Origin of the sequence: Georhizobium profundi (assembly GCF_003952725.1) — a bacterium.
Taxonomy (GTDB): Bacteria; Pseudomonadota; Alphaproteobacteria; order Rhizobiales; family Rhizobiaceae; genus Georhizobium; species Georhizobium profundi.
Map to the genome: position 1 here is coordinate 3165690 of NZ_CP032509.1, position 26731 is coordinate 3192420.

The following is a 26731-nucleotide window of genomic DNA, read 5'->3' on the forward strand; positions in this document are numbered from 1 at the left end:
TCATGCTCGACCTTAAGGGGCGCATCGCGCTCGTCACCGGCGCGTCGCGCGGTATCGGCTATTTCACCGCGCTCGAGCTGGCGAAATCCGGCGCGCATGTGATTGCCGTTGCCCGTACAGTCGGTGGCCTGGAAGAGCTCGACGACGAGATCAAGGCTGTCGGGGGCACTGCGACGCTGGTGCCGCTCGACCTTGCGGACATGAAGGCCATCGATGCGCTCGGCGGCTCGATCCACGAGCGCTGGGGCAAGCTTGACGTTCTCGTTGCCAATGCCGGCATGCTCGGCACGATCGCGCCGCTCGGGCACACCAAGGCGAAGGACTTCGAGAAGGTGATGACCATCAACGTCAACGCTACGTGGCGGTTGATGCGCACTGTCGAGCCGCTGATCAAGGCGTCGGACGCCGGGCGCGGCATCTTCCTGTCATCGGGCGTTGCCCATTCGTGCAAGCCCTTTTGGGGCGCCTATGCCGCTTCCAAGGCTGCGATCGAGGCGATGGCGCGGGTCTGGGCGAACGAGCTGGTCAATTTCGGTGTGCGGATCAACAATGTGAACCCTGGCGCCACCCGCACCGCCATGCGGGCGCAGGCGGTTCCGGGTGAGAACCCGTCGACCTTGCCCGATCCACGCGACGTCGCCGCCAAGATCGTCAAGCTCGCCGATCCGGCACTGACGGAAAACGGCATGCTTTTCGACGTGCGGCAGGACCGCTTCCTCGCCTATCGCGATCCGGAATAGTCCGGATCACAAGCGACCCTGTTCTTCCGCAGATACGGTCGGCGCGACCTTCGGACGGCCATAGGTGCGCCGCCAGGCGCGGTAGCCCATCGGCAGCGTCGCCAGATAGATCAGGGCCGTGACCGCCAGCGTCGCCCAGATATAGCTCATCAAGAGCGCAACATAGATCGCGATGGCGATCAGCACCGGTAGAACCAGATCGCGACGGATGCGGCCGACGGCCTTGCCGGAATAGACCGGCAGACGGCTGACCAGAAGAAACGCGACGAGGATCGTGTAGAGGATCGCGGCGCCGGCAAATACCGGTCCCGGTTCGAATCCGAGATGGCCGAGATAGACCGGCAGCAGCACGAGCATGGCGCCAAAGGGTGCAGGCACGCCGACGAAGTAGTTCGACTGCCATTTCGCCTTCGGGCGCTCGTCCATGACGTTGAAACGAGCCAGCCGCAGCGCCGCGGCGAGCACATAGATGAGGGCCGCGATCCAGCCGAGCGACTCCGCCTGGTTCAAGAGATAGGCGTAGAGGACCAGTGCCGGGGCGACGCCGAAATTGACGATGTCGGCCAGCGAATCCATCTGCGCGCCAAAGCGTGACGATGACTTCATCAGCCGCGCGACGCGGCCATCGACGCCATCCAGAAACGCAGCGACGAGCACCATGATGACCGCCAACTCGACCCGGCCTTCGAAAGCGAGCCGGATGCCGGTCAAACCGGCGCAGATCGCAAGCACCGTGATGATCGTCGGGATCATCATGCGGAAGGAGATCTCGCGCAGGCGCGGCCCCATCGCATTGTCAGTATCGCCCTCGTCGTGGTCAGGATCGAACGAGCTGAACGGCTGATCGAGAAAATCGTCGGTTTCGGCGTCGTCGCGGGGTCGCTCTGTCATCCGTCGTCCTCGATGTTGCTCAAGCTTTCATTGATGGCGCAGATCAATCGCGGCGGGTGACCACAGGGCCCTTGGGCGAATTGAATTCCGCGATCACCGTTTCCCCTGCAATCGCCGTCTGCCCTACAGCCACGCGCGGGCGCGCGCCTTCCGGCAGGAAGACATCGAGCCGCGAGCCGAAACGGATCAGGCCGAATCGCCCGCCTGTCTCCAGGCGATCGCCTTCCTCGACGAAGCAAAGGATGCGGCGGGCAACCAGGCCCGCGATCTGCACAACGCCGATCTCGCCCCGGCTTGTAGTGATCACCATGCCGTTGCGCTCGTTCTCCGTGCTCGCCTTGTCCAGTTCGGCGTTCAGAAACGATCCTTTGGAATAGACGATCCGGTCGATCGAACCGGCGAGCGGCGCGCGGTTCACGTGGCAGTCGAAAACGTTCATGAACACGGAGATCCGCAGCATCGGTGCGGCGCCAAGGTCAAGTTCCGCCGGCGGGACGACGCGGGTGACCGCCGAAACCCTGCCATCGGCCGGGCTGATCACCAAATCCTCGTCGATCGGCGTCACGCGCTCCGGATCGCGGAAGAAATAGACGCACCAGACCGTCAGGATCAGCCCGATCCAGAACAGCCAATCGGCGACGAAGCCAAGCAGGATCGCTGCCAACAGAAATACCGCGATGAAGGGATAGCCCTCCCGCCGCACGGGGACGAGCACGTTTTTGATGCTGTGCCAGACGTCCATGTCTTCTCACTCCGCTATCGATTGCTTCGAGGCGCCGGCCCCGATTGCGATGGGACGGCTCTAGCGCGTCAGCATCTCAGCGGCAACGGTCGGGCGGCAATTGGGGTTCCTCCTATGCGCCTCGAAGGGGTCAGGCAGGGCCGCGCTCGGGGGTTCTGCGACGAACGACCACGCCCAACTCGTCTTCCTCCTGCACCTTCTTGAGCTTCTCTTCCGCCTCAATCGCCTCGCGCTGGCGGTCCCACATGGCGGTGTAGAGTCCGCCCTCGGCAATCAGGCGCGCATGCGGGCCGCGTTCGGCGATCTTCCCATCCTGCAGCACGATGATCTCATCGGCGCCGATGACGGTGGACAGCCGGTGGGCGATCACGAGCGTGGTGCGGCCCTTGGAGACGAAATCGAGGGACGTCTGGATTTCCTGCTCGGTGGCGGTATCGAGCGCCGATGTCGCCTCGTCCAGGATTAGAATCGGAGGGGCCTTCAGGATCGTGCGCGCGATGGCGACACGCTGCTTTTCGCCGCCGGAAAGCTTGAGACCGCGTTCGCCGACCATCGTTTTATACCCTTCGGGAAGGGACGAGATGAAGCGCCCGACCTGCGCCAGATCGGCCGCTTGGCGAACCTCGGCTTCACTCGCATCCACGCGGCCGTAGCGGATATTGTATTCCAGCGTGTCGTTGAAGAGCACCGTATCCTGCGGCACCATGCCGATGACGGCGCGCAGGGACTTCTGCGTGACATCGCGCACATCCTGGCCGTCTATTGTCACGCTGCCCTGCTGCACATCATAGAACCGATAGAGCAGCCGCGAGATGGTCGACTTGCCTGCGCCCGACGGCCCGACGATCGCGACGGTGTGTCCGGCCGGTACCTCGAAGGAGATGCCTTTCAGGATGGGCCGCGCCGGGTCGTAGGCAAAATGGACATTATCGAAACGGATCGCGCCGGTGCTCACCATAAGAGCAGCGGCGCCCGGCCTGTCCGTGATTTCGGGATCGACCTCCAAGAGATCAAACATCTGCTCGATGTCGGTCAGGCCCTGCCGGATTTCGCGATAGACGAAGCCGATGAAGTTCAGCGGCACCGAAAGCTGCATCAGCATCGCGTTGACGAAGACGAAATCGCCGATCGTCTGCTCGCCGCGCTGCACCGCCATGGCGGACAGCACCATCATCAGTGTCATTCCGATACCGAAAATGACACCCTGCCCCATATTGAGCCAGCCGAGCGAGGTCCAGACCTGGGTTGCCGACTTCTCGTAGCGCTCCATCGACTGATCGAAGCGCTTGGCTTCCATCGTCTCGTTGCCGAAATATTTGACCGTCTCGAAATTGAGGAGCGAGTCAATCGCCTTGGTATTTGCTTCGGTATCGGAATTGTTCATCGCGCGGCGAATACCGATGCGCCAATCGGAGGCGCGGATCGTGAACCAGCTGTAGAAGAACACCGTCAGCGCGGTGATCGCGAAATAGGAAAACCCGAAGGCAAAGGCGAAGATCGCCGCGACCATCGCGAATTCCAGAAGCGTCGGCACCGTGTTCAGGATCGTGAAGCGCACGATCGTCTCGATGCCCTTGGTGCCACGCTCGATGATGCGCGACAGGCCCCCGGTGCGCCGCTCCAGGTGGAAGCGCAGCGACAATTGGTGCATGTGCACGAAGGTCTGGTAGGCGAGACGCCGCACCGCATATTGCCCGACGCTGGCGAAAAGCGCGTCCCGCAGCTGGTTCAGGCCCCACTGAACGATGCGCGCAACGTTATAGGCGATGACCAGCATGACGCCGCCGAGCAGAAGCTGCGGCACGAAATCCGGCATCGCCAACTCGCCATTCAGCGAATCCGTCGCCCATTTGAAGAAATAGGGCACGACGATCAGCACGATCTTCGACAGGACGAGGAACAGCGTCGCCCAGACGACACGGCGCTTCAGGTCCGGGCGAGCGGACGGCCACATATAGGGCCAGAGGTTGCGCAACGTTTGCAGCGGATTGCCGGAATCCGCCGACACAGTCTTCGAAGCCATCAATCTTTACCTTCCGCCGGCACCGACCAGCTCATCGCATCGCGCCGCCGTCGGCACGCTGCAGCAACTTTCAAGCAATCCGCCAAGGTCCTTGGCCAATTGCGACACCGCCTCCTCGTCGAGACTGTAACGCGAGGCCTGGCGGTCTGGCCGGTAGTGGACGAGCCCCGCCTGCACGAGCGTGCGCAGATGCTGGGACACCGTCGATTGGGCGAGACCAATTTCCAAGACCACATCCTTGCAGCAACACGCGTCACGGCGAGCCAGCAGGCGCAAGATCTTCAGCCGAGCGGGATGGGCCAACGCCTGCAGGCGCTCGGCCATCACGGCATCGCGTTTCGCGGCGTCCGAGGATGAGGGGTAGCAGCTATGCATCGTTCATCGGCGATATACGATGAACTGTTCCATGTCTAGACCGCGGGCAAGCCTATCGACGTCCCCCGGACAGTCGGAAGACGCTTCATTCCGGCATGCTGGCCAGCTTCAGTCTGCCCGAAGCCGATCGCGATGAAGCTGTTCGGCGTTCTCCAGCGCTTCGTCGGGAACACTGAAGATTTGTCCGGGCAGGATGCGGTCCGGATTGGCGATCTGCTGCTGGTTGGCAAGATAGATCGTCGTGTACCGCACGCCTTGGCCGTAGACCCGACGAGAGATCTGCCACAACGTATCGCCGCGACGAATGATGACCGAAGCGGGAGATGGCGTCAGCGCCTCCTGCGTCACCGTCACGGGCTCGTCTGCCGGTTGGGCAGCGGCCGTCTCGGTTTCAGCCGGTACCGGCGCTTCGCTCGATGCGGTATCGGCTTCACCCGCCGGGCTGAAGGCTGGTGACGTGTCGCCAGATATAGCTGGATCCTCGCTCGAGGGTGCCTCGACCGCTGCCTGGGGCGCGGACGTGCCGGGCGCCGACGCAGCGGGTCCGGTCGCGGCAACACGATCGGTCCGTCCAGGCGCCGTCGTCTCACCGCCGGTCGCAGCCTCATCGGGCGCGGCTGCCGCCAGCCGGTCTTCGGAGGTTTCGACGGCAGGCGGCGACGGATCGGTGACGACCGCGATGTCATCGTTGACCGAGGGGGCCTCCGCTGCGGCAATTGCTGCGGCCATGCCGCCTTCCGGCCGATCGAACGGGACGAGCGCGCGGGCAACTACCGTTCCCGAAGGATCGACGAGATCGGCGCGAATAGTGTGCTCGCCAACGCTCAACGCCATCCGGCCTTCGACGAGGAAGCGGCCCTCGCTGTTTGCCCTGTCGTCTCCAATCAACTGATCATCGGCATAGACACGCACTTCGGTGCCGCGCGGTGACGAACCGGCCACGAAAAGCCGCTCGTCTTCGACTTCGACGGCATCGATGCGCACCTGTGCGGTCGTGGCCGCGGGCGCTTGCGCTGCTTCCTGCTCCGGCTCGGGGGCAAGTGCCGCCACATCCGCCTGCGCATCGGACGCAGCGGGAGCAGATTCAGCGCTATCGGCCGGCACCTCCGCCGCGGAAGCTGCATCCTCTTCCTGCTGCGCCATTTCGCCCGCGGCATCGGCTGTCGGTGTCGCCGTTTCCTGACTTTCCGCAGCATTCGTCTCTGCGGCCGGAGCCAGGGAAACATCGTTCGACGCCTGCGGCATCGCCTCGCCGCCTGAGTTGGGCGCGTTGACGATACGGCTGGCCTCACCGGGCCGCGTGACCATGGCGAGCAGCTCGCTTCCGCCATCGCGAGGAATGCTTATCGTCGCGACCTCTTCGGAAAACACCTCTGGCTGGTCGTCGCCGGTCACGCGCAGCGTCAACTGGTAATCGCCCGGTTCCAGTGGCTCGTCGAACACCGCCGCGAAGTCGCCGCTCGGGCCGACATCGGCGGAAGCGACGACATCCTCGCCATTCATGACGTCCACGCGCGTCCCCGGCTCGGCGCGGCCGGCGATCACCGTCGAGCCGTCCGGCTCGACGCGCAGCAGGTCGAAGCCCGGCTCCGAAGGGTCGGTGCTCACATCGGCTGCCGTTTCCGATGCCTCATCCGAAGCCTGAGCATCAGCTTCGACGGCAGGCTCTGCTGGAGTTGGTGCTTGCGTCATCTCATCGATGGCTGCTGGGGTGCCGGCGGCCTCATCGGTCGGCGGAGTTTGCTGGTCGGCGACGGCTGGCGCTTGCGATGCAGCGTCCTCATCCGCAGCTGTGCGATCCTGCCGACCCTCGGCCGTCTGATCACCGCCGCTCGGCTCGGATGCGGTCACGGCGGGTGCCGTTTCAGGCAGCCCAGCCGCTTCTTCGACTGCCGTTTCTTCTACTACCGCTTGTTCTGTCGCCGGCTCCAAGAAGCGCGGAGCCACGAAGAGCACGCCGAAAGCGATGACCCCCAGCAGTCCACACAGCGCCAGAAGCCCGCCATTCCCCTGATTCATCAAATTTCTCCAAACGGGGCCCGAACCCGTTCAATTTTAATACACGCTAGCGATTTTGGAGACACGTAACAAGTATCGTGCCAATTGCTTCAAATGCGCTTCGAATTCAACTGATGGTCCGGCCCGACGGTGCTTGACGCACGCAGCTTTGGAAGGCTTCCTCCCAGCATGACCCAATCGATGAAAGAGATTCGCGCCGTCTGCGTTTACTGCGGTTCCCAGCCCGGTCGTAACGGCGTCTACACCGAAACCGGACGCGCACTTGGCCGTTCGATCGCCGCCCACGGACTTCGCCTCGTCTATGGTGGTGGAACACGCGGCGTCATGGGCGCGGTCGCCGATGGCGTCATCAATGGCGGCGGCGCGGTGACGGGCATCATCCCCGAATTCCTCATGGAGAAAGAGGCCACCAAACAGGCGCTCGGCCAGCTGGACGAACTGATCGTCACCGAGGACATGCACAAGCGCAAGCACACCATGTTCGAACGCGCCGACGCATTCGTCACCCTGCCCGGCGGGATCGGGACGCTCGAAGAAATCATCGAGATCATGACCTGGGCCCAACTCGGCCGGCACAAGAAACCCATGGTGCTCGCCAACATCGATGGTTTCTGGGACCCGCTGATCGCGCTGATGGACCACATGGCGGCCGAGGGCTTCCTGCATACGGCGCATCTCGTGCAGCCCCTCGTCATCGACCGGGTCGACGACATCGTCCCCGCCATCATCGCAGCCGGCAGCCAGCCCAACGGCAAATCGGGCGAAGCCGACATCATCGACCGGATGTAGGCCCGGTTCTGCATCAAAAGCTTTCCGTCTCGGCACGCGTGACTATGTTGTGGGTTGCCGCACCATCGTCCTCCCGCTGAGAGTTTCCGTCGATCCATGCCCACATTGTCTGAAAAGCCCCGTCTTGAAGTTCGCAACGCCGTTGCCGGCGACGTCAAGGCGATCATCGCACTGACCTCGCGCGTCTATCCGGAAGAAACGCCGTATCAGCCGGGCATCATTCGCGGGCAGATCAATGCGTTTCCGGAAGGTCAGTTCGTGGCCGTCTTCGATGGCGAGATCGTGGGTTATGCTGCCACGCTGCAGCTGGCGGAGCGGCAGATCTTTCGCCAGCACACCTGGGACGACATCACCGGCGGCGGCTATGCCAGCCGGCACAATGGCAAGGGCGACTGGCTTTATGGCGTGGAGATCTGCGTGGATCCCGGCCGGCGGCGGGCCAAGATCGGAAAGCGGCTTTACGAGGTCCGCCAGCGGCTATGCGAACAGCTCGATCTCAAGGGCATCGCGTTCGGCGGCCGGCTCGCCGGCTACAAGCGCGCGAAGAAGGCCTACCCGAAGCCGGACGATTATCTCGAAGCGGTCAAGGCGCGCGACGTCGATGATCCGGTAATCTCGTTCCAGATGCGGCTCGGCTTCGAACCTGTCCGTGTCCTGCGCCGCTATCATCCGGAAGACAAGCCGGCGGGCGGCCACGCGGCGTTGATGGTCTGGAATAACCCCTATTTCGATCCGGCAGCGGCGACACAGCCGCTTTCGCATCGCGGCCGCGACACGGTGCGCGTCACGACGGTCCAGATCGCGGCGCGCAAGGTCACGACCCATGACGAGTTCTTCGAACATGTGCGCTATTTCGTCGAGGTCGCGGCCGATTACGGCTCGGATTTCGTCGTCTTCCCGGAGCTCTTCACGCTGATCCTTCTCTCCAGCGAGCCAGAGCGGCCGCCATCGGAGGCGATCAAGCGGCTCAGCGCCTACACGCCGGAATTCATTGAGCGCATGCAGGCGATGGCGCTCGGCTGCAACATCAACATCATCGGCGGATCGCATCCAACGATTGCCGAGGACGGCGATATCCAGAACGTGTCCTATGTGTTCCTGCGCGACGGCACGATCCATGCGCAGGAGAAGCTTCATCCCACGCCGGACGAGCGGGAATATTGGGGCATCGTCGGCGGTGACGTGACCGACGTGATCGACACCGACTGCGGCCCGATCGGCGTGATGATCTGCTACGATTCCGAATTCCCGGAAGTCGCGCGGCGCCTCGCCGACCAGGGTGCGCGCATCCTGTTCGTGCCCTACTGCACCGATACGCGGCACGGCCATTTGCGCGTGCGCTATTGTGCGGCCGCGCGTGCGATCGAAAATCAGTGCTACGTCGTGACGTCAGGCATCACGGGCAATCTCTCCAATGTCGACAATCTCGACATCAACTACGCACAGTCGGCGATCCTGACGCCTTGCGACATGCCGTTCGCCCGCGATGGCATCGCGGCGGAAGCGAGCGTCAATGTCGAGATGGTGACCGTCGCCGACCTCAATATCGGCACCATCCAGTGGGCGCGCGCCCAAGGAGCAGTGCGCAATCTGCGCGATCGGCGCTTCGATCTCTATCGGGTCAGGTGGAGCGACGGCGGCTGATCAAGACCGTCACATGACTGTCAGCGGAACCTGATTTGGTCCCACGCTTAATGCAGCGTGGACCTTGCCGATGTCGATTCGAACTCTTCTTCTGACCGTTGTCTGGCAGGTGCCGATCGCTTTTGCGGCCACCGCCGGATTTGCCCAGGGGCAGGTTCCGGCCGATCTTGGTCCACGCCCCTTCTATCTCGTCGACGATCTGGAAGACGGTGAGCTCAAAGCGGCGCTTCAGGCTTGCGAGGCGGGTCCGTTCTACCGCAGCGAATTTTCAATTGGGCACCGCGGCGCTCCGCTGCAGTTCCCGGAGCACACGCGCGAATCCTATGTCGCCGCTGCTCGCATGGGCGCCGGCATCCTTGAATGCGACGTCGCCTTCACCAAGGATCGCGAACTCGTGTGCCGGCACAGCCAGTGCGATCTTCACACCACGACGGACATTCTGGCTACCGATCTTGCCGGCAAATGCAGCGTTCCGTTCACGCCGGCGGATCCGCAGACCGGCCGCGAAGCCTCGGCGCAGTGCTGCACGTCCGATCTGACGCTGGCCGAGTTCCAGACGCTTCGCGGCAAGATGGACAGTTCCGATCCAGATGCCACCAGCGTCGACGCCTATCTGGGCGGCACGGCAGCGTGGCGGACGGATTTCTACGCGCAGAACGGCACGCTGATGACGCATGCCGAATCCATCGCGCTTTTTGCCGAGCTCGGTGTGAAGATGACGCCGGAACTCAAATCGCCGGAGGTGGCGATGCCCTATGAGGGCAGCTACACGCAGGAGGACTACGCCGCGCAGATGCTCGCGGAATATCGGGCGGCCGGTATCGATCCCGTGAACGTCTACCCTCAGTCCTTCGATCTGAACGATGTCTGGTACTGGATCGAAACCCAACCGGAGTTTGCCGATCGGGTCGTCTATCTCGATGGCCGCGACAGCGAGGATAGCTTCGACCCGAAGGATCTTGCGACGCTCGATCCGTCGATGGAAGAGCTTGCCGAGCGCGGTTTGAAGATCATCGCGCCGCCGATCTGGATGCTGGTGACGACCGACGAGAATGGCACCATCGTGCCGTCGGCCTATGCGACCGCAGCCAAGAACGCGGGCCTCGAGATCATCGCCTGGTCGCTGGAACGCTCCGGCCCGCTCGCCGGCGGTGGCGGCTATTACTTCCAGTCGGTCTCGGATGCCATCGAACGCGATGGCGACGTTCTGACGGTGCTCGATGTGCTCGCCAAAGACGTCGGCGTGATTGGCGTGTTTTCCGACTGGCCGGCCACGACGTCCTTCTACGCCAACTGCATGGGGCTCGACTGAGCACCCTTCCGGTGCTCAAGCCGCTTTCGGCCGCCTCAAGAGCGTCGATGTATAGATTGCCAGCGCAATCCAAATCAGGGCGAACGCTACGATCTGGGGCCCGGCGAACGGCTCTCCGAAGAAGAAAACAGCGATCAGCAGCACCAGCGTCGGCACGCTGTACTGCATCAGCCCGATGGTGGCGAGGCGGAGACCCTTGGCGCCGAAGGCAAAGAGCACGAGCGGGATCGCCGTGACGGGGCCGGCGGCAACCAGCATCCAGGTATCGAAGTTGCTGCCTGCGAGGAAATGGTTGTCCCCTTGCGCAATAAACCAGCCGATCAGGACGAGAGCGATTGGCGTAAGAATAATCACTTCCAGCAGAAAGCCCTGGCTCGGGCCAATCGGCAGCGTCTTGCGCAGATAGCCGTAGGTCGCGAAGGAGAACGCCAGCACCAGCGAAATCCAGGGCAGCTTTCCGGCGAACACCGTGAGAATGATGACGGCGAGACCGGCGAGCGCGATCGCCACCCACTGCAGCCGGCTCGGCTTTTCACCGAGCAGGAAGACGCCCATCAGCACGCTGATCAGCGGATTGATGTAATAGCCGAGCGAGGCTTCAAGCGCCTGGTTCGAGGCGATCGCATAGACATAGACGCCCCAGTTGATCGAGATGATCGTGGCGGTCACCGCTGCCATGGCGACGACCTTCGGCGATTTCAATGCCGTCATCAGGTCGGCGGTGCGGCCAAGCCAGATGAGGATTACGGCGCCTGCCGGCACTGCCCAGAGAATGCGGTGGGCGACGATCTCGACCGGGTTGATGTGGTCGAGCGCCTTCATGAAGAACGGCAGGACGAGACCCCACAAGAGATAGGCGGCGCCGGCCGTGACGAAACCCTGCGCGGTGTCTCCGGTTGCGACCGGCGTGTTTGCGCCGGCTGCTGCCGGGCCCGGCGCGCCGCAATCTTCAGAGCGTTTCATGGTTCGTACTGCCTACTCGGCGGCGACGCTGCCGGCCTGTTCGCGATTCTTGAGAAGCTTGTAGATGACACTGTCCATCAGCGCCTGGAAGGAGGCATCGATGATGTTGTCGGATACGCCCACGGTCCACCAACGATCCGTCGTCGCGTCACTGGATTCGATCAGAACGCGGGTGATGGCCTCGGTGCCGCCATTGAGGATGCGGACCTTGTAGTCCACCAGTTCCAGATCGGCGATGTCGGCCTGGAACTTGCCGAGATCCTTCCTGAGGGCGATGTCGAGCGCGTTGACCGGGCCCTGCCCCTCGGCCACCGACAGGATCTCCTCGCCATCGACGATCACCCGTACCACGGCTTCCGACACGGTCTTTAGATTGCCGAGCGCATCGAAACGGCGCTCCACCATCACCCGGAAGCTCTGCACCTCGAAGAAATCCGGTACGCGGCCCAATGTGCGGCGCGCCAGAAGCTCAAAGCTCGCATCGGCTGCCTCATAAGCATAGCCGGATGCTTCCCGTTCCTTGACCAGCGAGATCAGCCTGTCGAGCTTCGGATCGTCCTTGGCGACCTCGATGCCGCGCCGCTTCAGCGCGTTCAGGAAGTTGGACTTGCCGCCCTGGTCGGACACCATGACGCGGCGCTGGTTGCCGACGCTTTCCGGGTCGACATGCTCGTAAGTCTTCGGGTCCTTCAACAGGGCCGATGCGTGGATGCCGGCTTTGGTCGCGAAGGCCGACTGGCCCACATAGGGCGCCTGGTGCTCCGGGTTGCGGTTCAAAAGCTCATCGAAGGTCCGCGATAGCCGCGTCAGATCGGTCAGCTTGTCGCCGTCGATGCCGAGTTCGAAGCGCTCGGCATAATGCGGCTTGAGCATCAGCGTCGGGATCAGCGTCACGAGATTGGCATTGCCGCAGCGCTCGCCGATGCCGTTCAGCGTGCCCTGGATCTGTCGCACGCCCGCTTCGACCGCCGCCAGCGAATTGGCAACCGCCTGGCCCGTATCGTTGTGGGCATGGATGCCGAGATTGCGGCCCGGGATGCCCGCCTCGATCAATTCGCCGACGATGCGCGTGACCTCGCCGGGCAGCGTGCCACCATTGGTGTCGCAGAGCACCACCCAGCGCGCGCCCGCCTCATAGGCGGTCTTGGCGCATGCCGTGGCGTAGGCCGGATTGGCCTTGTAGCCATCGAAGAAGTGCTCGCAATCGACCAACGCTTCCTTGCCGGCGGCAATGGTCGCCTCGACCGAAGCCTTGATGCAGTCGAGGTTTTCGTCGTTGGAGATGCCGAGCGCGACGTCGACATGGTAGTCCCAGCTCTTCGCCACGAAGCACACCGCGTCACCGGCCGCGTGGATGAGCGCCGCAAGGCCCGGATCATTGGACGCCGAGACCCCTGCCCGCTTCGTCATGCCGAAGGCGACGAAGGCCGCCTTCTTCGTGCGCTTTTTCTCGAAAAAAGCCGTGTCGGTCGGGTTTGCGCCGGGGTAGCCGCCCTCGACGTAGTCCAGACCGAACGCATCGAGCATCGACGCGATCAGCGTCTTGTCCTCGACCGAAAAATCGATGCCGGGCGTCTGCTGCCCGTCCCGCAGGGTCGTGTCGAAAAGGTAGAGGCGTTCGCGTGTCATCGCCGGCGCTCCAGCAAGCGGGCCGACGCCCGATATGCGTTTGCACGTCCTCGTGCGCTTCGCTTCTGCGGGCGTGCGGCCGTCTGCTGCCCGTCCCGCAGGGTCGTGTCGAAAAGGTAGAGGCGTTCGCGTGTCATGATGCGCACTCTGCAAATTTGTCCGTCGCGCGGATCAGCTGGTCGAGGATTCCCGGCTCGGTGAAGGCGTGGCCTGCACCCTCGACGATGTGGAACTCGGCTTCCGGCCAGGCCTTGTGCAGCGCCCACGCGAAACGCAGCGGGCATGGCATATCATAGCGGCCGTGAACGATGACACCCGGAATATGCCGGATCTTGTGCGCATCGCGAATGAGCTGACCATCCTCGAGCCAACCGGCATGCACGAAGAAATGGTTTTCGATCCGCGCGAAGGCGAGCGCGAATTCATCCTGACCGAAGACTGTGCTGGTTTCGGGCTCCGGCAGAAGCGTGATCGTCTCGCCTTCCCAGACGCTCCAGGCCTTGGCGGCGGCAAGGCGCGTTTCGGCATCCTCGCTCGTCAGGCGCTTGCGGTAGGCGGCGAGCATGTCGCCGCGTTCCGCTTCCGGGATGGGGGCCACGAAGCGCTCCCATTTGTCGGGAAACATCTCCGAGACGCCGAAGCGGTAGTACCAGTCCATTTCGGCCTTGGTCAGCGTGTAGATGCCGCGCAGCACCAGTTCCGACACGCGCTCCGGGTGCGTCTCGGCATAGGCGAGCGCCAGCGTCGATCCCCACGACCCGCCGAAGACGAGCCATGTGTCGGCGCCAACCATTTCGCGCAGCCGCTCGATATCGGCCACCAGTTGCCAGGTCGTGTTGGCCTCGAGCTCCGCAAAGGGCGTCGAGCGGCCGCAGCCGCGCTGGTCGAACAGCAGCACGTCGTAGCGCGTCGGATCGAACACGCGGCGCTGCTTCGGCGAGATGCCGCCACCCGGTCCGCCATGCAGGAAGACGGCAGGCTTTGCGCCTTTCGTGCCGACGCGCTCATAATGGATCACATGGCCATCGCCCACATCGAGCGTACCGGTCTCGTAAGGTTCGATCTCGGGGTAGAACCCACGCAGCGCGCTCATCGGTCATCGCCTTCCAGAGGCCAGCGATCGGTATCGTGATCCGGATGCTGATAGGATTGGATCGATGTCGGGAAAGGGTTCTCGACCTCATCGTCGGCGGTGGTGCGCACGGGAAGTGCCGCGAGCGCGTCCACATAGGGCAGCTTTCCTTCCACGCCGAAAACGATGACCGGCGCGATCGCGCTCGGATCGTCGAAGGCTGCGATGGAGAGCGCCATGCCGTCCGGCGCCTCATAGGTCAGCGGCGTGCCGCAATCGGCGCAAAAACCACGCGCCACATGGTTGGAGGAACGGTAGCGCGCAGGCTCGCCGCGGGTCCACGCCAGGCGCTCCGCTTCCACCGAAACCAGCGGCGCAAAGAAGTTGCCATAGGCCTTCTGGCACATGCGGCAATGGCAGATCGACGCCTTGCCGAGTGCCCCCCGCACATGAAACCGCACCGCCCCACACTGACACCCGCCGGAAAACTCCGGCGTTGAGGAAAGGGTCATCGCTTGACCTCCCATGTGGTCACGCGTTCGCCGGTGGCGGGATCCTTGCCGTCTTTCAGCTGGATGCCTTGGGCAAGGAGCTCGTCGCGGATGCGGTCGGCTTCGGGCCAGTTTTTGTTCGCGATGTGCTGGAGGCGGTCTTTGACGAACTGAGCGACGTCGATTTCTGCCTTTAAGGGCGAGAGATCTATGCCGATTAATGCGGCTGCCGCGAAAAGTGCCGACGCTGAAAGCCCAGGCGCGTTCAACAGCTTCAGATAGTGAGAGAGATCCAGATCGTCGGCCAATGCCTCGACGAACGATTTCTGAAGATCGCCATGCATTTCGCCGTCAACGCGGCGACGCCATTTCACAAGAAGCGCTTCCGCCTCCTCCAGCCTCCTCACGCTGAAATCGATCGGCTCGCGGTAATGCGTCATCAGCATGGCGAGGCGCAGCACCTCGCCGGGCCACTTTCGTCCGCCGAACTTTTCCGTTTCCAGCAGTTCGTTGATCGTGACGAAATTGCCCTCGCTCTTCGACATCTTGCGGCCCTCCACCTGGAGGAAGCCGTTGTGCATCCAGATGTTGGCCATCCTATCCGTGCCGTGGGCGCAGCAGGACTGGGCGATTTCGTTCTCGTGGTGAGGGAAGATGAGGTCCAAACCGCCGCCGTGGATGTCGAAGGTCTGGCCGAGATAGGCGGCAGACATGGCGGAGCATTCGATGTGCCAGCCGGGACGGCCGCGGATGGCGAGGCTGCGGGAATCGGACATGTGGAAATGGGCGTCCCAGCCGGGCTCGTCGGCAGACGATTCCTTCCACAGCACGAAGTCGCCGGGGTTTCTCTTGTGTCGTTCGACGGCGACACGCGCGCCGGCCTGCTGGTCTTCCAGCTTGCGGTTGGAGAGCTTGCCGTAGTCCGGCATCGACGACACGTCGAACAGAATTTCACCTGCCGCGTCATAGGCATGGCCGCGGCTGATGAGGGATTGAATCAGGCTCACCATGTCGGTCTTGTGGTCCGGCCGCGGCAGCACAAAGTCGGTCGCACGCGGCTGGACCGTCGGCGCCAGGCAACCAAGCGCCTGCGCGTCGGCCTGGAACTGCGTCTCTGTCTTTTCAGTGACGGCGCGGATCGCTTCGTTCAGCGGCAGATTCGGGTAATCGCGCAGCGCCCGCGCGTTGATCTTGTCGTCCACGTCCGTGATGTTACGCACATAGGTGACGTGATCCTCGCCATAGACATGGCGCAACAGCCGGAAGAGCACGTCGAAGACGATGACGGGGCGTGCATTGCCGATATGGGCGTAGTCGTAGACCGTCGGCCCGCAGACATACATGCGCACGTTTTCGGGATCGATGGGGGCGAAAACCTCCTTCGTCCGCGTGAGGGTGTTGTAGAGCTTGAGTTCAGGCCTCTCGCCCATGGATGACAATCTCCCGTGCCTGCTGGCCGGGGCGTTTGTCGTCATCGAGGACTTGTCGGGACAAAACGGGCCGGGCCAGCGGTGTCGCTAGCGAATAATGATCCGGCAAATGCAGTTGGCGAAGGCGCCATGACGCTGTTGCATGGGAAAAGCTTATCGCGCCTTGCCATCAAGCGGTCAAGTCCCGCGCAGCTCACCAGAAAATGCAACCGCCTCACCCGTTCGGGGGATGGACGACCGGTCCGGCACGGCATTCAGTCGTGCCGATCATCGTTCCGGTCCGCCAGGTGCCCCAATCACCGGGCCGGTCACTGGGCCCGGTCGCGTGTTGCAAAAGCGCACCGGGCCCTTTCTTTTTCTGGTTACCCCATTTCCCGCAAAAAGCCGTGATTGAATAGGATCAGGCAGAGGTAAGCAGAGGCCTACGGAGGAAAATTTGATGGACGGCAAGACCAAGCGCCAAGCGGACAACGGCAACGAGAAGCAGGAGCGCGAGATTGTGGCGCTGGAAAAGCGCTATGGCACGATCGGCAGCGGCGCGGTTCGCGCAGCGGCTCCACTGACGGCCAAGCTTGGCCACAAGCAGGATCGGTTTCGGCCAAAATCGGTCCGCGACCACGATTGATCCTGTCGCGCGACCGACCGGGACCGGTCAGAGACGCGCGATCAGTCCGGCTGCGATCAGCCACATGACGCAGCCGATGATGACATCGAGTACCCGCCAGGCTGCGGGTCTCGCAAAGAATGGCGCCAGAAGCCGCGCGCCATAGCCGAGCCCGAAGAACCACACGAAGGATGCGGTCATGGCGCCGGCGCCGAAGGCGAGCCGCGCTCCATCCTCATAGCGCGCGGAAAGCGAGCCGATGAGGAGCACCGTGTCCAGATAGACGTGCGGGTTAAGGAAGGTGAAGGCGAGGCATGTCGCAAGCGCCTGCATCAAGCTCGCTCCGCCCTCGGCGCTCAAGCGCATGGCCTCCGGCCGCAGGGCGCGCCGGAACGCGAGAAACCCGTAGGTGATCAGAAAAAGCGCGCCACCGATGGTGACAGCGAAGATCAGGCTCGGCGCATTACTGATCAGCGTGCCCAGACCTGCAACGCCCGCCGCGATCAGCAGCGCGTCCGATAGAGCGCAGACCAGGCAGAGGATGAAGACGTGCTGGCGCGAGAGGCCCTGGCGCAGGATGAACGCGTTTTGCGCGCCAATGGCGACGATGAGGCTGCCGCCAAGCAGGAAGCCGGACAGCGCCGGCAGAAGAATGGGGTTCATGGGAAGACCAGTCAGAAGAGGCTGAGTTGCGCGCCGGGCGGCTTTTCCGCCGCCGGCTCGTCCGCTGCAGGTGCCGGCGTTTCGGCGAGCGGGTCGATCCTCTCCTGTAGCGCGGCGTTGTCGTTGGCAACGGCGTTGACCGCCTCGGACACGGGGATCGCTTCGAAGAAATCGTCGGATACGGGCCGCAGCAGATCCGCCACGTCGCGCGGCTCCTGGGTCCGACAATCAAGCCAGCGCGCGAAGTCGCCCGGCTCGATCACCACCGGCATCCGGTCGTGGATGGAGGACAGCGCGGAATTGGCAGCGGTGGTCAGGATCGCGGCGGTATCGATCTCGCCGCCCGCTGCATCCGCATAGGTTTCCATCAGGCCTGCAAAGGCAATCACGCCGCCGCCGCGAGGGCGGATCCAAAAGGGCTGCGAGCGCGCCTTGCGGCCTTCGCCGCGCCGCCATTCGTAAAAGCCCGATGCAGGCACGAGTACGCGGCGATGGCGCATGGCGGCCTTGAACGCCGCCTTTTCCGCCGCCTTTTCCGAGCGCGCATTGATCAGCAGCGGAAAGGCCTTGGTGTCCTTCACCCAGCGCGGCAGAAGCCCCCAGCGCACCAGAAGCGCCTGCCGGTCCGGCCGGTTGGAGGCTTCATTGGCCGGCTCCGTCGCCTGCACGATCACGATCGGTTGTGTCGGCGCAATATTGTAGCGGGGCGGAAAGTCCTCCAGCTCCATGAGGCTGAAGAATTCCCGAACCTCTTCCGGCATCGCTGAAAGTGCAAAACGACCACACATGCCAGAAGCGATGCCACCGGGGCATCACCCGGTCAAGCGGCCTTTTCTGCGGTCAGTACGCGACGGGACGCGGTGAATAGGCCGGGATCAGGGGCGGCTGGATGACGGGCATCGCACTCGGCGCGCCGCCATAGACCGGTTGGCCGACATAGCCCGCAGCGCCCGGGAAGCCACCACGATAACCGCCGAAGCGATAGTCGTCGTAGCGCTCGCGCGCGCGGCTCAGCCGGCGTTCCGCTTCGGGGATCTGTGCCTGCAGCGTCACGAGCCGCGTCTGGATCACCGCACGTTCTTCGGTCGTTGCCGCACTGACGATGCTTTGCGTCGCCGCATTCAGATCGTTCGTCAGGCGGTCGCGTTCTGTCTGGGCATCATAGACGGCCCGGCCGACCTGATAGGCATTGGAGAAGCCGGCAGACAGATCGGCCGGGCAATTGTTCTCGCCCGACTGGCCGTTGCGGCCACGGTTCAGCGCGTTGTCCGGCGTGCAATATTGGCGAATGCCCTGCTCCCAGCCCGATTGCCAGGCAACCGTGTCGATCGGCAGCCCATGTTTCGAGCAGGCCTCCTGATGTCGGCCAATATAGGTCGTTGCCCTGCCCTGCGCGCCGTCCTGCTGGCCCAGCGTCTGCCAGCTCACGGTTTGACATTCAGCCTCGTTCAATGTCTGGCAGGATGCCAGTGCCAGTCCAAGGCCAGCCAGCATTGCCAGCGTTGCAGCCGTCTTCAGAATCATGAATGCCCCCAAGCATTTTCTAATGGAAGCTTACGCCGAATACCGAGAGCTTTGAAAAGGCAAAATGTCGTCTGATCTTGAGTTTCAACAGCCACGTGCAGCCGTCTCGACGATCCTCGTCAATGGTGCTCGCGTGCTTCTGGTCAAGCGCGCCAATCCGCCCGCGCAGGACCTCTACGCATTTCCCGGCGGGCGCGTCGACGACGGGGAGGCCCTGGAAGATGCGGCGCTTCGAGAATTGCGCGAGGAGACCGGGCTGATCGGCAAGGCGCCTCTGGCATTCAAGAGTTATGACCTGAAGGAAGTCGACACGGATGGGCGTGTCACGAGCTGGTTCAGCCTCACGGTCTTCAAGGCGACTCTCGATCCAGCGGGCCCGTCGCGGCCGATCGCGAGCGACGACGCGCTGGAGGCGGGCTGGTTCGGGGCGCAGGACGTGGAAGAATTGCCGATGCCACCGAGCGTGCGCGAATGTCTCGTGGAACTTGGACTGATCCGCCTTAGCCTCGACACGGAAAGCTGATAGCCCTCAACCCATGACGCTGACAGGGACAGGAAAGACGATTCGCTTGCCGCACTCTTCGCTCGTTGCCCTCCTGCTCGCAGTCTTGATTTTATTGCCTGTGATCGATCCCAGCGCTGCGCAGGAGCCAGCTGCTCCGGAAGCGACGGAAAGCACGGACGAAGCGACGACCACCCCTCAACCAACGGCGCCACCGCCGCCCGAAGTGCCCTATGACGACCGGCTGATCAGGCTTTCGGAGATCGTCGGGTCAGTGCACTACCTGCAGGCGCTGTGCCGGACGGAGCCCGCGAGCGACGCCGACGACAATCAAGAGGCTGCCTCGTCGAGCGACGAGTCCGACTGGCGCGCCCTCATGGAACAGCTGATCGCCGCGGAGGCTCCGGAAGCAGCCAGAAGCGCGCGGCTGACGGCAGCGTTCAATCGCGGCTACCGCAGTTTTGCTTCGGTCTACACCCGCTGCACGCCATCGGCGGAAGCAGCACGGGCCAGATACCGTAGCGAAGGCGCAACACTAGCGTCTGAAATCATCGCAAGGTTCGGAAATTAGGGCCTTGTTAACCTCTTTTGGCAGCGAGGCGTCCCGTTTTGGGAAGCGGCGTGCTAGAGCTTAACGAAACGGAAATATGGATTCTCGCCCATGGCCATCGCCACCGAACATCGCCTGAACGAGATTGACGAGATGATCGTGCATGAAAAGATGCAGGTCGCGCTCGAACACCAGAACGATGCTTGGGCTGATGGCGTGGCCGACGGCATCGAGCCTGAAATCCTCGTTGATGCGGCTTTGGCGACCGCAATGCGCGAGACCGTCCGCCTCTACGGCGAAGAAGGTGCCGACGAACTTCTTGCAGACCTCAAAGAGCGACTGCTGGCGGGCGAGTTTTCGCCGGATCGCGCGCTCCAGTAGAACTCGGCCTTCTTCGACCACCACTCTGTCACCCTTGCAGGGCCGCTGACCGAACGCTACCTGTGCCGAGCGCCAAGAGATTTTGACGGGAGCTCCGCCCTCATGCCGATCGTCACCCTGGAAGATCGCGCCGTTCTTCGCTTTACCGGACCGGATGCCCAGCGGCTTCTTCAGGACGTCCTGACGCCTGATCTCGATGGGCTCGCCGCCGGCGATGCCGTGGCGGGCGCACTCTTGACGCCGCAAGGCAAGATCATGTTCGATTTCGTGATTGCTCGCGACGCGGATACCGGCTTCCTGATCGATATCGATGCCGCTTACGCCGACGATTTCGCGCGCCGCATGACACTTTACCGGCTGCGCGCCAAGCTCGAGATGGCGCGAGCGGACGACCTGCATGTCGCGGCGATCTGGCAGGAAGAGCGGCCGGCAGGTGCACTGCGCGATACACGCTTTCGGGGCACAGAGACGGTCTATCGCCTCTACGCGCCACGGCACGAGCGGGCGACGGGGCCGGCGGAAGATTACGTGAAGCTTCGCATCGCCAATTCCGTCGCGGAGCTTGGTGCCGACTTTCCACCTTCCGATGCCTTCCCGCACGACGTGTTGATGGACCGCAATGGCGGGGTCTCGTTCAAGAAGGGCTGCTTTGTCGGCCAGGAGGTCGTCTCGCGCATGCAGCACCGGGCGACCGCGCGTCGGCGACTGGTGCAGGTTTTCGGGTCGCAGGATCTGCCGGCGGGCGATATCGACATCACCGTCGACGACCGTTCGATCGGTACGCTTGGCAGCCGTTCCGGCAGCGAGGGGCTTGCGATCGTGCGCATCGACAAGACCGGGGCTGCGATTGCCGCCGGTAAGGCGATTCTCGCAGGCGACCAGCCGGTGGACATCCGCCTGGCAGACTGGACCGGCCTCAGCTTTCCGACGGACCTGCAGGCGAGCGAGGCATAACGCCCGTGAACGCACGCCGCGACGGCCGGGCCTGGCAACGCATGCTCTCCGGCCGCCGGCTGGATCTGATCGACCCCTCTCCGCTCGATATTGAGATCTCCGACATCGCCCATGGACTGGCGCGCGTGGCGCGCTGGAACGGTCAGACGATCGGGCGGCATGCGTTTTCGGTCGCGCAGCACGCGGTGCTGGTCGAGGAGATCGCCACACGCATCAACCTCACGCTCGATCCGGCCACGCGGATGCTGGTGCTTCTCCACGATGCACCAGAATATGTGATCGGCGACATGATCTCGCCCTTCAAGGCGGTTCTTGGCGGCCATTACAAGGAGATAGAAGCCCGTCTTCAGAGCGCGATTCACCTCAGATTCTCTTTGCCCTCGGTGCCGTCCGCGGCGACCAAGGCCATGATCAAGCGGGCCGATACCATTGCGGCCTATTTCGAGGCGACGCGGCTTGCCGGCTTCAGCGAAAGCGAGGCGCGTCTCTATTTCGGCACGCCGCGCGGTGTTTCGCCAGATATGCTGTCGATCGAGCCGCTGGCGACGGAAGACGCGCAGACGCTCTTTCTCGAACGGTTCGCGGTGGCTGAAGCCGCGCGTCGGGCGGAGGCCGGTTGAGATGCCGTTTCTGGTGGTCTGTCCGCTGAACAGGGTTGCCGAAACGGCCGTTCGCCACCGTGCCGGCGCACTGGTCAGCCTTCTCGCGGAGCATCAGGCGCTGCACCGCCCCGGCTTGATTGCGGCGGACAATCATCTGCAGCTCGGGCTGAACGACATTGCCGTTGCCATCGATGGACTGGTTCTTGCGCAGGAAAGCCATGTGCGCCAGCTCGTCGATTTCGTGCGTGTCTGGGATCAAACGCAGCCTCTTCTCATCCATTGCTGGATGGGCGTGTCGCGTTCACCCGCCGCCGCGCTGATTGCGGCGCTAGCACTCGACCCGGATCTCGATGACGCGGAACTGGCGCAGGCGCTGCGCCGGGCGGCACCGTTCGCGACACCGAACCCGCGGCTGATCGAGATCGGCGATGCACTTCTTGGCCGCAACGGCGCGTTGATCCGGGCCGTGAAGTCGATCGGCCGTGGCGCCGACACGGCGCAAGGCATTCCCTTCGTCTTTCCGCTTCAACTTGAAGACAGTGCGCCGGCATGAGGGGCGACGATGCCGGGCTGACGGCGATCGAGATCGGATTGACGGCGGCCATCATCACCGTCGCCGGATCCGAACCGCGCGTTCTCACCGTCTCCGACCAGGCGGCCCTCGCCTCCCTGCCGCTTGGCCCCTTCGATCCGCGCCAGCACCGGACGCTGGAAATGGGCCTTCGCGCCTATGTGAGCGCGCAGACCGGCCTGTCGCTCGGCTATGTCGAGCAGCTCTACACGTTCGGCGATCGCGGCCGGCACAAGCAGGAGGCAGATACCGGTCCGCACATCGTCTCCGTTGGCTATCTGGCACTGACTCGTTCCACCGAGGATGACCCGGCCGATGACGGCGAAGGCTGGCACGGCATCTATCGCTTCCTGCCCTGGGAGGACTGGCGCCAGGGCCGACCGAAGATACTGGACGCGCTGATCCTGCCGCGGCTGATTGCCTGGGCGGGTGCTCCGCAGGCCGAGAGCCGATCGGCGCGCCTGCCGGGCAAGCACTCCCGCCTGCGCCTCGCCTTCGGCCTCGATGATTTTCCTTGGGACGAGGAGCGCGTGCTGGAGCGCTACGAGTTGCTCTATGAAGCCGGCCTTCTCGAAGAAGCGGTGACGGACGGGCGGGTCGCGTCGACAGGTCTCGATCAGCCACTCGGCGTCCAGATGCGGTTCGACCACCGCCGCGTGCTGGCGACGGCCGCGTCGCGGCTGCGCAGCAAGATCAAGTATCGGCCCGTCGTGTTCGAACTGATGCCGGAGCGATTCACGCTGACGGAGCTGCAGGCAACGGTGGAAGCCATTGCCGGGCGGCATCTGCACAAGCAGAATTTCCGCCGGCTGGTTGAAGGCGCGGAACTGGTGGAACCGACAGGTGAAACCAGTGCCCGCACCGGAGGCCGGCCAGCCGCGCTCTACCGTTTCCGGCGCAAGATCCTCGACGAGCGGCCAGCGCCCGGCCTCAAGCTCGGCGGCCGGGGCTGATCATGCATTTGGAAACGCTTTATAGCGGCCGCTTGGCAAAGCCTTTGCCGACGATCGGTCCGGTTGGCCGTCCCGTCGGCGAGCCGCCCTCCTGCTCGATCGTGATCTCGTAGAGCTGATCCGGCTGCGGCAGCGGCAATGACGGACCGTTATCCAGCAAAGTCGTTTCCGACTGGTCGATAAGGCCCAGCGACACAGGGCCGAGATCTTCGTTCGGCAATGTCCAGACCTGCATCGTACGGTCTGCCGGAACGGCGATTTCGGCAAGCGGCGTGACCCGGCTTGTGCGATCGCCGTAATCCTCGACGATTGCAAGCGGTTCGCCCGCATCGTCGATCAGCACCGCGACCACCTGCGCCTGCGGCTGCTGCGATGGTGTCACGAGAAGCGCCGCGGCAAGGATGCCGGCCGCCGCCATGCCTGAGAGTGCAGCAATGCGCCAGCGTCGCACCGCATTGTCGTTTGCGGCCCGTGCCGGGGCGGCCGTGATGGTCGGCGCGCTCGACCCGGTTGTCGGCAGCGCGCTCTCGATGCGCTGCCACAGGCCTGGTGTGACCGCGACGGGTTGAGCGGCAAGATCAAGTTCGTGGAAGCGGTCGCGCGCCCTCGCAATGGCGGCGCGCAAATCTGGATCGCGCTCGATCTCATCCTCGACCGCGGCTTCTTCGCGCGCATCGAGCAGACCGAGCACATAGTCTTCGGCCCGGTCGACTGCGCTGGGGCTGAGAGGCGTGCTGGTCATTCCATGCACCCCCGCAGCGTGGTGAGGCCACGGCGCACCCACGCCTTGGCGGTTCCAAGCGGGACCCCGAGCCGGCCGGCGATCTCTCCATGGGTGTATCCTGAGATATACGCCATCAGGATGCTACGGCGTTTCTGCTCATCCAGTGCCTCAAGACATTGGCGCAGGCGGCTTTCCTGGTCGAGCCGCGAGAGCACGTCGTCGGCCGCATGAACGGTCGCCGTTTCGCGCAGTGCGTCCAGATCGGTTTCTTCCGCCAGTTCCTCCCGGCCGCCGTCACGCAGGACATTGAGCGCGCGATTGCGCACCACCGCATAGATCCAACCCCGAGCGGAGCCGCGATCGGGCGAATACTGGTGCGCCTTGCGCCAGATCTGGATGAAGGCCTCCTGCACGATCTCCTCGGCAAGATCACGTCGACGGACGATGCGCTGCGCGATGGCCACAAGCCGCCCTGCTTCGGTGTCGAACAGGCTCTTCAGAGCCTGGCGATCTCCGCGCGCACAGCCTGCCAAGGCGTCGGCATGGTTCAATGTCACGATGCTACCTGCACGGTCTCTTCCCAATCCGACCCCACTCGCGCTGTCCGGCGCAACCATCAAGTGCCACATCGAAATGCCTCTCGTAAAGCAGTGTGCCCTCCCGATACCCGTGGGTGCGACAAACGGATGCAAAAAATAATTCGTCTCAGGGTGCATCCAAACGGTCCGACCCCGTGTCTTGACCATGAACGGGGCTTCCCCGCCTCTTCGCAACCAACAACGGGAGTTTACGATCATGCAGGGTTTCAAGACAGCACTTGCAGCTTCGACAGTCCTTCTTCTGACCGGCGCAACCGGCTTCGCAGCCCCTGTGCTCGGCCTCACCGGCGACAAGACGCTCGTCCTCTTCGATAGCGAAACGCTGGAAGTCTCCGAGACGATGGACGTCACCGGCGTCGATTCGCTGGTCGGCATCGACTACCGCCCCGCCAACAGCACGATCGTCGGCGTCACGCCTGAGAGCGTTGTCGTGACGATCGATCTGGAAACCGGCGAAGCAACCGAGCTTTCCACGATGAACACGCCACTCGAAATCGGTGATGCACCGGTCGTCGTCGACTTCAACCCGATGGCCGACCGTCTGCGTTACATGACCGGCACCACCAATTACCGCGTCAACATCGACACGGGTGAAGTGACGGTCGACGGCGAACTGGCCTTCGAAGACAGCGACATGCATGCCGGCGAAGCGCCGAACATCGTGGCTGCTGCCTACATCAACTCGTTCGGCTCGCCCGAAGCGACCGCGATGTACGACATCGACGCCACGATTGGTGCGCTGATCCAGCAGACATCGCCGAATGACGGCACGCTCGCAGCCATCGGCAAGCTCGGCATCGAAAGCGCAGGCGACACCTTCGCCTTCGACGTCCAGACCACCGAAGACGGCACGAACACCGCCTGGCTCGCCACCGGTGGCACGCTCTACACGGTCGATCTCGAAACCGGTGCCGCCACTGAAGCCGGTGCGATCACCGGCGTCGATGGCGATCTGCGTGACCTGACAGTTCTGCCGGAAGGCATGTAATACCCGAAGTCTCCCCGTGGACGGGTCAACTTGCCGCCGGCTTTTTCGCCGGCGGCTTTTTCATGGCGTTGGCGGCTTCATCGCCGGCGACTTTTTTGCTTTTTGACTCAAGCGCCGAGCTGGATATCGAGTCCGATGTCGAGCGGAGCCGTGGCCATCGTGATCTTCGATGTCGAGATGAGGTCGACGCCCGTTGCGGCGATTGCGGCGATCGTCTCGATGCTGATGCCGCCTGAAGCTTCGAGACGGGTGGGCGGACGCATCTCGTTCTTCAGCCGCACAGCTTTTTCAAGCGTTTGCGGGCCCATGTTGTCGAGCAGAATCACATCCGCACCGGCCGTCAGCGCTTCGGCGAGCTGATCGAGTGTGTCCACCTCGATCTCGATGCAAACCAGGTGCCCGACATAGGCCCGGGCGCGTTCGATTGCAGCCGTCAGACCGCCGGCGACGGCGATGTGGTTGTCCTTGATGAGAACGGCGTCATCCAGCCCGAAGCGATGGTTGGCACCGCCACCGCAACGCACCGCATATTTCTGGAAGGCCCTAAGACCCGGAACAGTCTTGCGTGTACAACAGACCCGCGCGCCTGAGCCTTGGATCGCATTCACGTAATGCGATGTCGCCGTCGCGATGCCCGAGAGGTGCATCAGATAGTTGAGAGCCGTGCGTTCGGCAGACAGGATGGCGCGCGCCTTGCCTGATACGCGGGCAATTGCCGTGCCCGGCTCGACCCGATCACCATCATGGGCGAGCTGCTCGAACGAGATGTCCAGGTCCATCAGCCGAAATGCAGCCTTGGCCATGGGCAGGCCGCAGATCACGCCGCCATCCCGTGCATTGAAGGTCGCAGTCGCCTCCCTGTCAGGCGCGATGGTCGCCGCGGCCGTCAGGTCGCCGGCGCGGCCGAGGTCTTCCTGTAGAGCGGCGCGAACCGCATCCTCGATCAGGAGACCGGGCAATTCGGGCCAGTAGGGTCTGTCGGTCATGGCTCTCGTC

General features: G+C 63.5%; 29 protein-coding genes. 13 read left to right on the forward strand and 16 right to left on the reverse strand.

Annotated features, from left to right (window positions below; all coding sequences use genetic code 11):
- Positions 1 to 2 precede the first annotated feature (2 nt).
- On the forward strand, positions 3 to 740 hold the full coding sequence (locus D5400_RS15250; protein ID WP_126010789.1) for an SDR family NAD(P)-dependent oxidoreductase: 738 nt from the start codon (positions 3 to 5) through the stop codon (positions 738 to 740).
- Positions 741 to 746: 6 nt separating this feature from the next.
- Here the strand turns inward: D5400_RS15250 and pssA are convergent, their stop codons facing one another.
- The 5 genes from pssA to D5400_RS15275 form a co-directional block, all read right to left on the reverse strand.
- Positions 747 to 1631: a CDP-diacylglycerol--serine O-phosphatidyltransferase gene (pssA, locus tag D5400_RS15255; RefSeq protein ID WP_126010790.1), complete on the reverse strand. Its 885-nt coding sequence runs from the start codon at positions 1629 to 1631 to the stop codon at positions 747 to 749.
- A gap of 43 nt (positions 1632 to 1674) precedes the next feature.
- Entirely contained in the window at positions 1675 to 2373 is a 699-nt protein-coding gene (locus D5400_RS15260) for a phosphatidylserine decarboxylase (protein ID WP_126010791.1), read from the reverse strand.
- A 130-nt stretch (positions 2374 to 2503) separates the two neighbouring features.
- Positions 2504 to 4399, reverse strand: a complete 1896-nt coding sequence (locus tag D5400_RS15265; RefSeq protein WP_126010792.1) for an ABCB family ABC transporter ATP-binding protein/permease — start codon at positions 4397 to 4399, stop codon at positions 2504 to 2506.
- 3 nt (positions 4400 to 4402) lie between these two features.
- Positions 4403 to 4720 (reverse strand): ArsR/SmtB family transcription factor, encoded by a 318-nt coding sequence (locus D5400_RS15270; RefSeq protein WP_126010793.1) that lies wholly within the window; start codon positions 4718 to 4720, stop codon positions 4403 to 4405.
- Positions 4721 to 4879: 159 nt separating this feature from the next.
- On the reverse strand, positions 4880 to 6790 hold the full coding sequence (locus D5400_RS15275; protein WP_126010794.1) for a LysM peptidoglycan-binding domain-containing protein: 1911 nt from the start codon (positions 6788 to 6790) through the stop codon (positions 4880 to 4882).
- A 168-nt stretch (positions 6791 to 6958) separates the two neighbouring features.
- Between D5400_RS15275 and D5400_RS15280 the strand changes: the two genes are divergently transcribed.
- The 3 genes from D5400_RS15280 (at position 6959) to D5400_RS15290 (ending at position 10535) form a co-directional block, all read left to right on the forward strand.
- Positions 6959 to 7579: an LOG family protein gene (locus D5400_RS15280; protein WP_126010795.1), complete on the forward strand. Its 621-nt coding sequence runs from the start codon at positions 6959 to 6961 to the stop codon at positions 7577 to 7579.
- A 96-nt stretch (positions 7580 to 7675) separates the two neighbouring features.
- Positions 7676 to 9223, forward strand: a complete 1548-nt coding sequence (locus D5400_RS15285; protein ID WP_126010796.1) for a carbon-nitrogen hydrolase family protein — start codon at positions 7676 to 7678, stop codon at positions 9221 to 9223.
- A 70-nt stretch (positions 9224 to 9293) separates the two neighbouring features.
- Positions 9294 to 10535 (forward strand): glycerophosphodiester phosphodiesterase family protein, encoded by a 1242-nt coding sequence (locus tag D5400_RS15290; protein ID WP_126010797.1) that lies wholly within the window; start codon positions 9294 to 9296, stop codon positions 10533 to 10535.
- Between the two features lie 15 nt (positions 10536 to 10550).
- On the opposite strand, the gene rarD is transcribed toward D5400_RS15290, so the two are convergent.
- The 5 genes from rarD to cysS form a co-directional block, all read right to left on the reverse strand.
- On the reverse strand, positions 10551 to 11498 hold the full coding sequence (gene rarD / locus D5400_RS15295; RefSeq protein WP_126010798.1) for an EamA family transporter RarD: 948 nt from the start codon (positions 11496 to 11498) through the stop codon (positions 10551 to 10553).
- 12 nt (positions 11499 to 11510) lie between these two features.
- Positions 11511 to 13127 carry a citramalate synthase gene (gene cimA, locus D5400_RS15300; RefSeq protein WP_126010799.1) on the reverse strand — a complete coding sequence of 539 codons (1617 nt, stop codon included), beginning with the start codon at positions 13125 to 13127 and terminating at the stop codon, positions 11511 to 11513.
- Positions 13128 to 13260: 133 nt separating this feature from the next.
- Positions 13261 to 14220 (reverse strand): prolyl aminopeptidase, encoded by a 960-nt coding sequence (gene pip / locus D5400_RS15310; protein WP_126010801.1) that lies wholly within the window; start codon positions 14218 to 14220, stop codon positions 13261 to 13263.
- Positions 14217 to 14711, reverse strand: coding sequence for a GFA family protein (locus D5400_RS15315; RefSeq protein WP_126010802.1), 495 nt, complete (start codon positions 14709 to 14711; stop codon positions 14217 to 14219). Before D5400_RS15315 ends, pip begins: the two co-directional genes overlap by 4 nt.
- Complete coding sequence (cysS, locus tag D5400_RS15320) at positions 14708 to 16120, reverse strand: cysteine--tRNA ligase (protein ID WP_126010803.1); 1413 nt, start codon at positions 16118 to 16120, stop codon at positions 14708 to 14710. Before cysS ends, D5400_RS15315 begins: the two co-directional genes overlap by 4 nt.
- Before the next feature lie 439 nt (positions 16121 to 16559).
- Here cysS and D5400_RS15325 point away from each other — a divergent pair, with 439 nt between their 5' ends.
- Positions 16560 to 16745 (forward strand): hypothetical protein, encoded by a 186-nt coding sequence (locus tag D5400_RS15325; RefSeq protein WP_126010804.1) that lies wholly within the window; start codon positions 16560 to 16562, stop codon positions 16743 to 16745.
- 27 nt (positions 16746 to 16772) lie between these two features.
- On the opposite strand, the gene D5400_RS15330 is transcribed toward D5400_RS15325, so the two are convergent.
- The 3 genes from D5400_RS15330 to D5400_RS15340 are packed head-to-tail and all read right to left on the reverse strand — an operon-like array spanning position 16773 to position 18911.
- Positions 16773 to 17387, reverse strand: coding sequence for a LysE/ArgO family amino acid transporter (locus D5400_RS15330; protein ID WP_126010805.1), 615 nt, complete (start codon positions 17385 to 17387; stop codon positions 16773 to 16775).
- A gap of 11 nt (positions 17388 to 17398) precedes the next feature.
- On the reverse strand, positions 17399 to 18175 hold the full coding sequence (locus D5400_RS15335; RefSeq protein ID WP_126010806.1) for an SOS response-associated peptidase: 777 nt from the start codon (positions 18173 to 18175) through the stop codon (positions 17399 to 17401).
- Positions 18176 to 18227: 52 nt separating this feature from the next.
- Positions 18228 to 18911: a DUF2799 domain-containing protein gene (locus D5400_RS15340; RefSeq protein WP_126010807.1), complete on the reverse strand. Its 684-nt coding sequence runs from the start codon at positions 18909 to 18911 to the stop codon at positions 18228 to 18230.
- Between the two features lie 64 nt (positions 18912 to 18975).
- Between D5400_RS15340 and D5400_RS15345 the strand changes: the two genes are divergently transcribed.
- The 7 genes from D5400_RS15345 to D5400_RS15375 all read left to right on the forward strand — a co-directional run bounded on the left by D5400_RS15345 (position 18976) and on the right by D5400_RS15375 (position 23424).
- On the forward strand, positions 18976 to 19434 hold the full coding sequence (locus tag D5400_RS15345; protein WP_126010808.1) for an NUDIX hydrolase: 459 nt from the start codon (positions 18976 to 18978) through the stop codon (positions 19432 to 19434).
- 46 nt (positions 19435 to 19480) lie between these two features.
- Positions 19481 to 19984, forward strand: coding sequence for a TIGR02301 family protein (locus tag D5400_RS15350; RefSeq protein WP_425364885.1), 504 nt, complete (start codon positions 19481 to 19483; stop codon positions 19982 to 19984).
- 90 nt (positions 19985 to 20074) lie between these two features.
- Positions 20075 to 20344, forward strand: a complete 270-nt coding sequence (locus D5400_RS15355; RefSeq protein ID WP_126010810.1) for a hypothetical protein — start codon at positions 20075 to 20077, stop codon at positions 20342 to 20344.
- A gap of 102 nt (positions 20345 to 20446) precedes the next feature.
- Positions 20447 to 21298, forward strand: coding sequence for a CAF17-like 4Fe-4S cluster assembly/insertion protein YgfZ (gene ygfZ, locus D5400_RS15360; protein ID WP_126010811.1), 852 nt, complete (start codon positions 20447 to 20449; stop codon positions 21296 to 21298).
- Positions 21299 to 21339: 41 nt separating this feature from the next.
- On the forward strand, positions 21340 to 21918 hold the full coding sequence (locus tag D5400_RS15365; RefSeq protein WP_126013382.1) for a YfbR-like 5'-deoxynucleotidase: 579 nt from the start codon (positions 21340 to 21342) through the stop codon (positions 21916 to 21918).
- Between the two features lies 1 nt (position 21919).
- The gene (locus tag D5400_RS15370; RefSeq protein WP_126010812.1) at positions 21920 to 22453 is read left to right on the forward strand and encodes a tyrosine phosphatase family protein; all 534 of its coding nucleotides are present in this window, start codon (positions 21920 to 21922) and stop codon (positions 22451 to 22453) included.
- On the forward strand, positions 22450 to 23424 hold the full coding sequence (locus D5400_RS15375) for an NUDIX hydrolase (RefSeq protein ID WP_126010813.1): 975 nt from the start codon (positions 22450 to 22452) through the stop codon (positions 23422 to 23424). Before D5400_RS15370 ends, D5400_RS15375 begins: the two co-directional genes overlap by 4 nt.
- 19 nt (positions 23425 to 23443) lie before the next feature.
- Here the strand turns inward: D5400_RS15375 and D5400_RS15380 are convergent, their stop codons facing one another.
- Both D5400_RS15380 and D5400_RS15385 read right to left on the reverse strand, forming a co-directional pair.
- Positions 23444 to 24166 (reverse strand): anti-sigma factor, encoded by a 723-nt coding sequence (locus D5400_RS15380; RefSeq protein ID WP_126010814.1) that lies wholly within the window; start codon positions 24164 to 24166, stop codon positions 23444 to 23446.
- Positions 24163 to 24705: a sigma-70 family RNA polymerase sigma factor gene (locus tag D5400_RS15385; protein WP_245451312.1), complete on the reverse strand. Its 543-nt coding sequence runs from the start codon at positions 24703 to 24705 to the stop codon at positions 24163 to 24165. The genes D5400_RS15380 and D5400_RS15385 overlap by 4 nt, the downstream gene beginning before the upstream one ends.
- Positions 24706 to 24943: 238 nt before the next feature.
- Between D5400_RS15385 and D5400_RS15390 the strand changes: the two genes are divergently transcribed.
- A complete protein-coding gene (locus D5400_RS15390) occupies positions 24944 to 25735 on the forward strand; it encodes a DUF4394 domain-containing protein (protein ID WP_126010815.1) in 792 nt (263 codons plus the stop codon).
- Positions 25736 to 25842: 107 nt separating this feature from the next.
- Here the strand turns inward: D5400_RS15390 and nadC are convergent, their stop codons facing one another.
- Complete coding sequence (gene nadC / locus D5400_RS15395) at positions 25843 to 26721, reverse strand: carboxylating nicotinate-nucleotide diphosphorylase (RefSeq protein ID WP_126010816.1); 879 nt, start codon at positions 26719 to 26721, stop codon at positions 25843 to 25845.
- Positions 26722 to 26731: the final 10 nt, after the last annotated feature.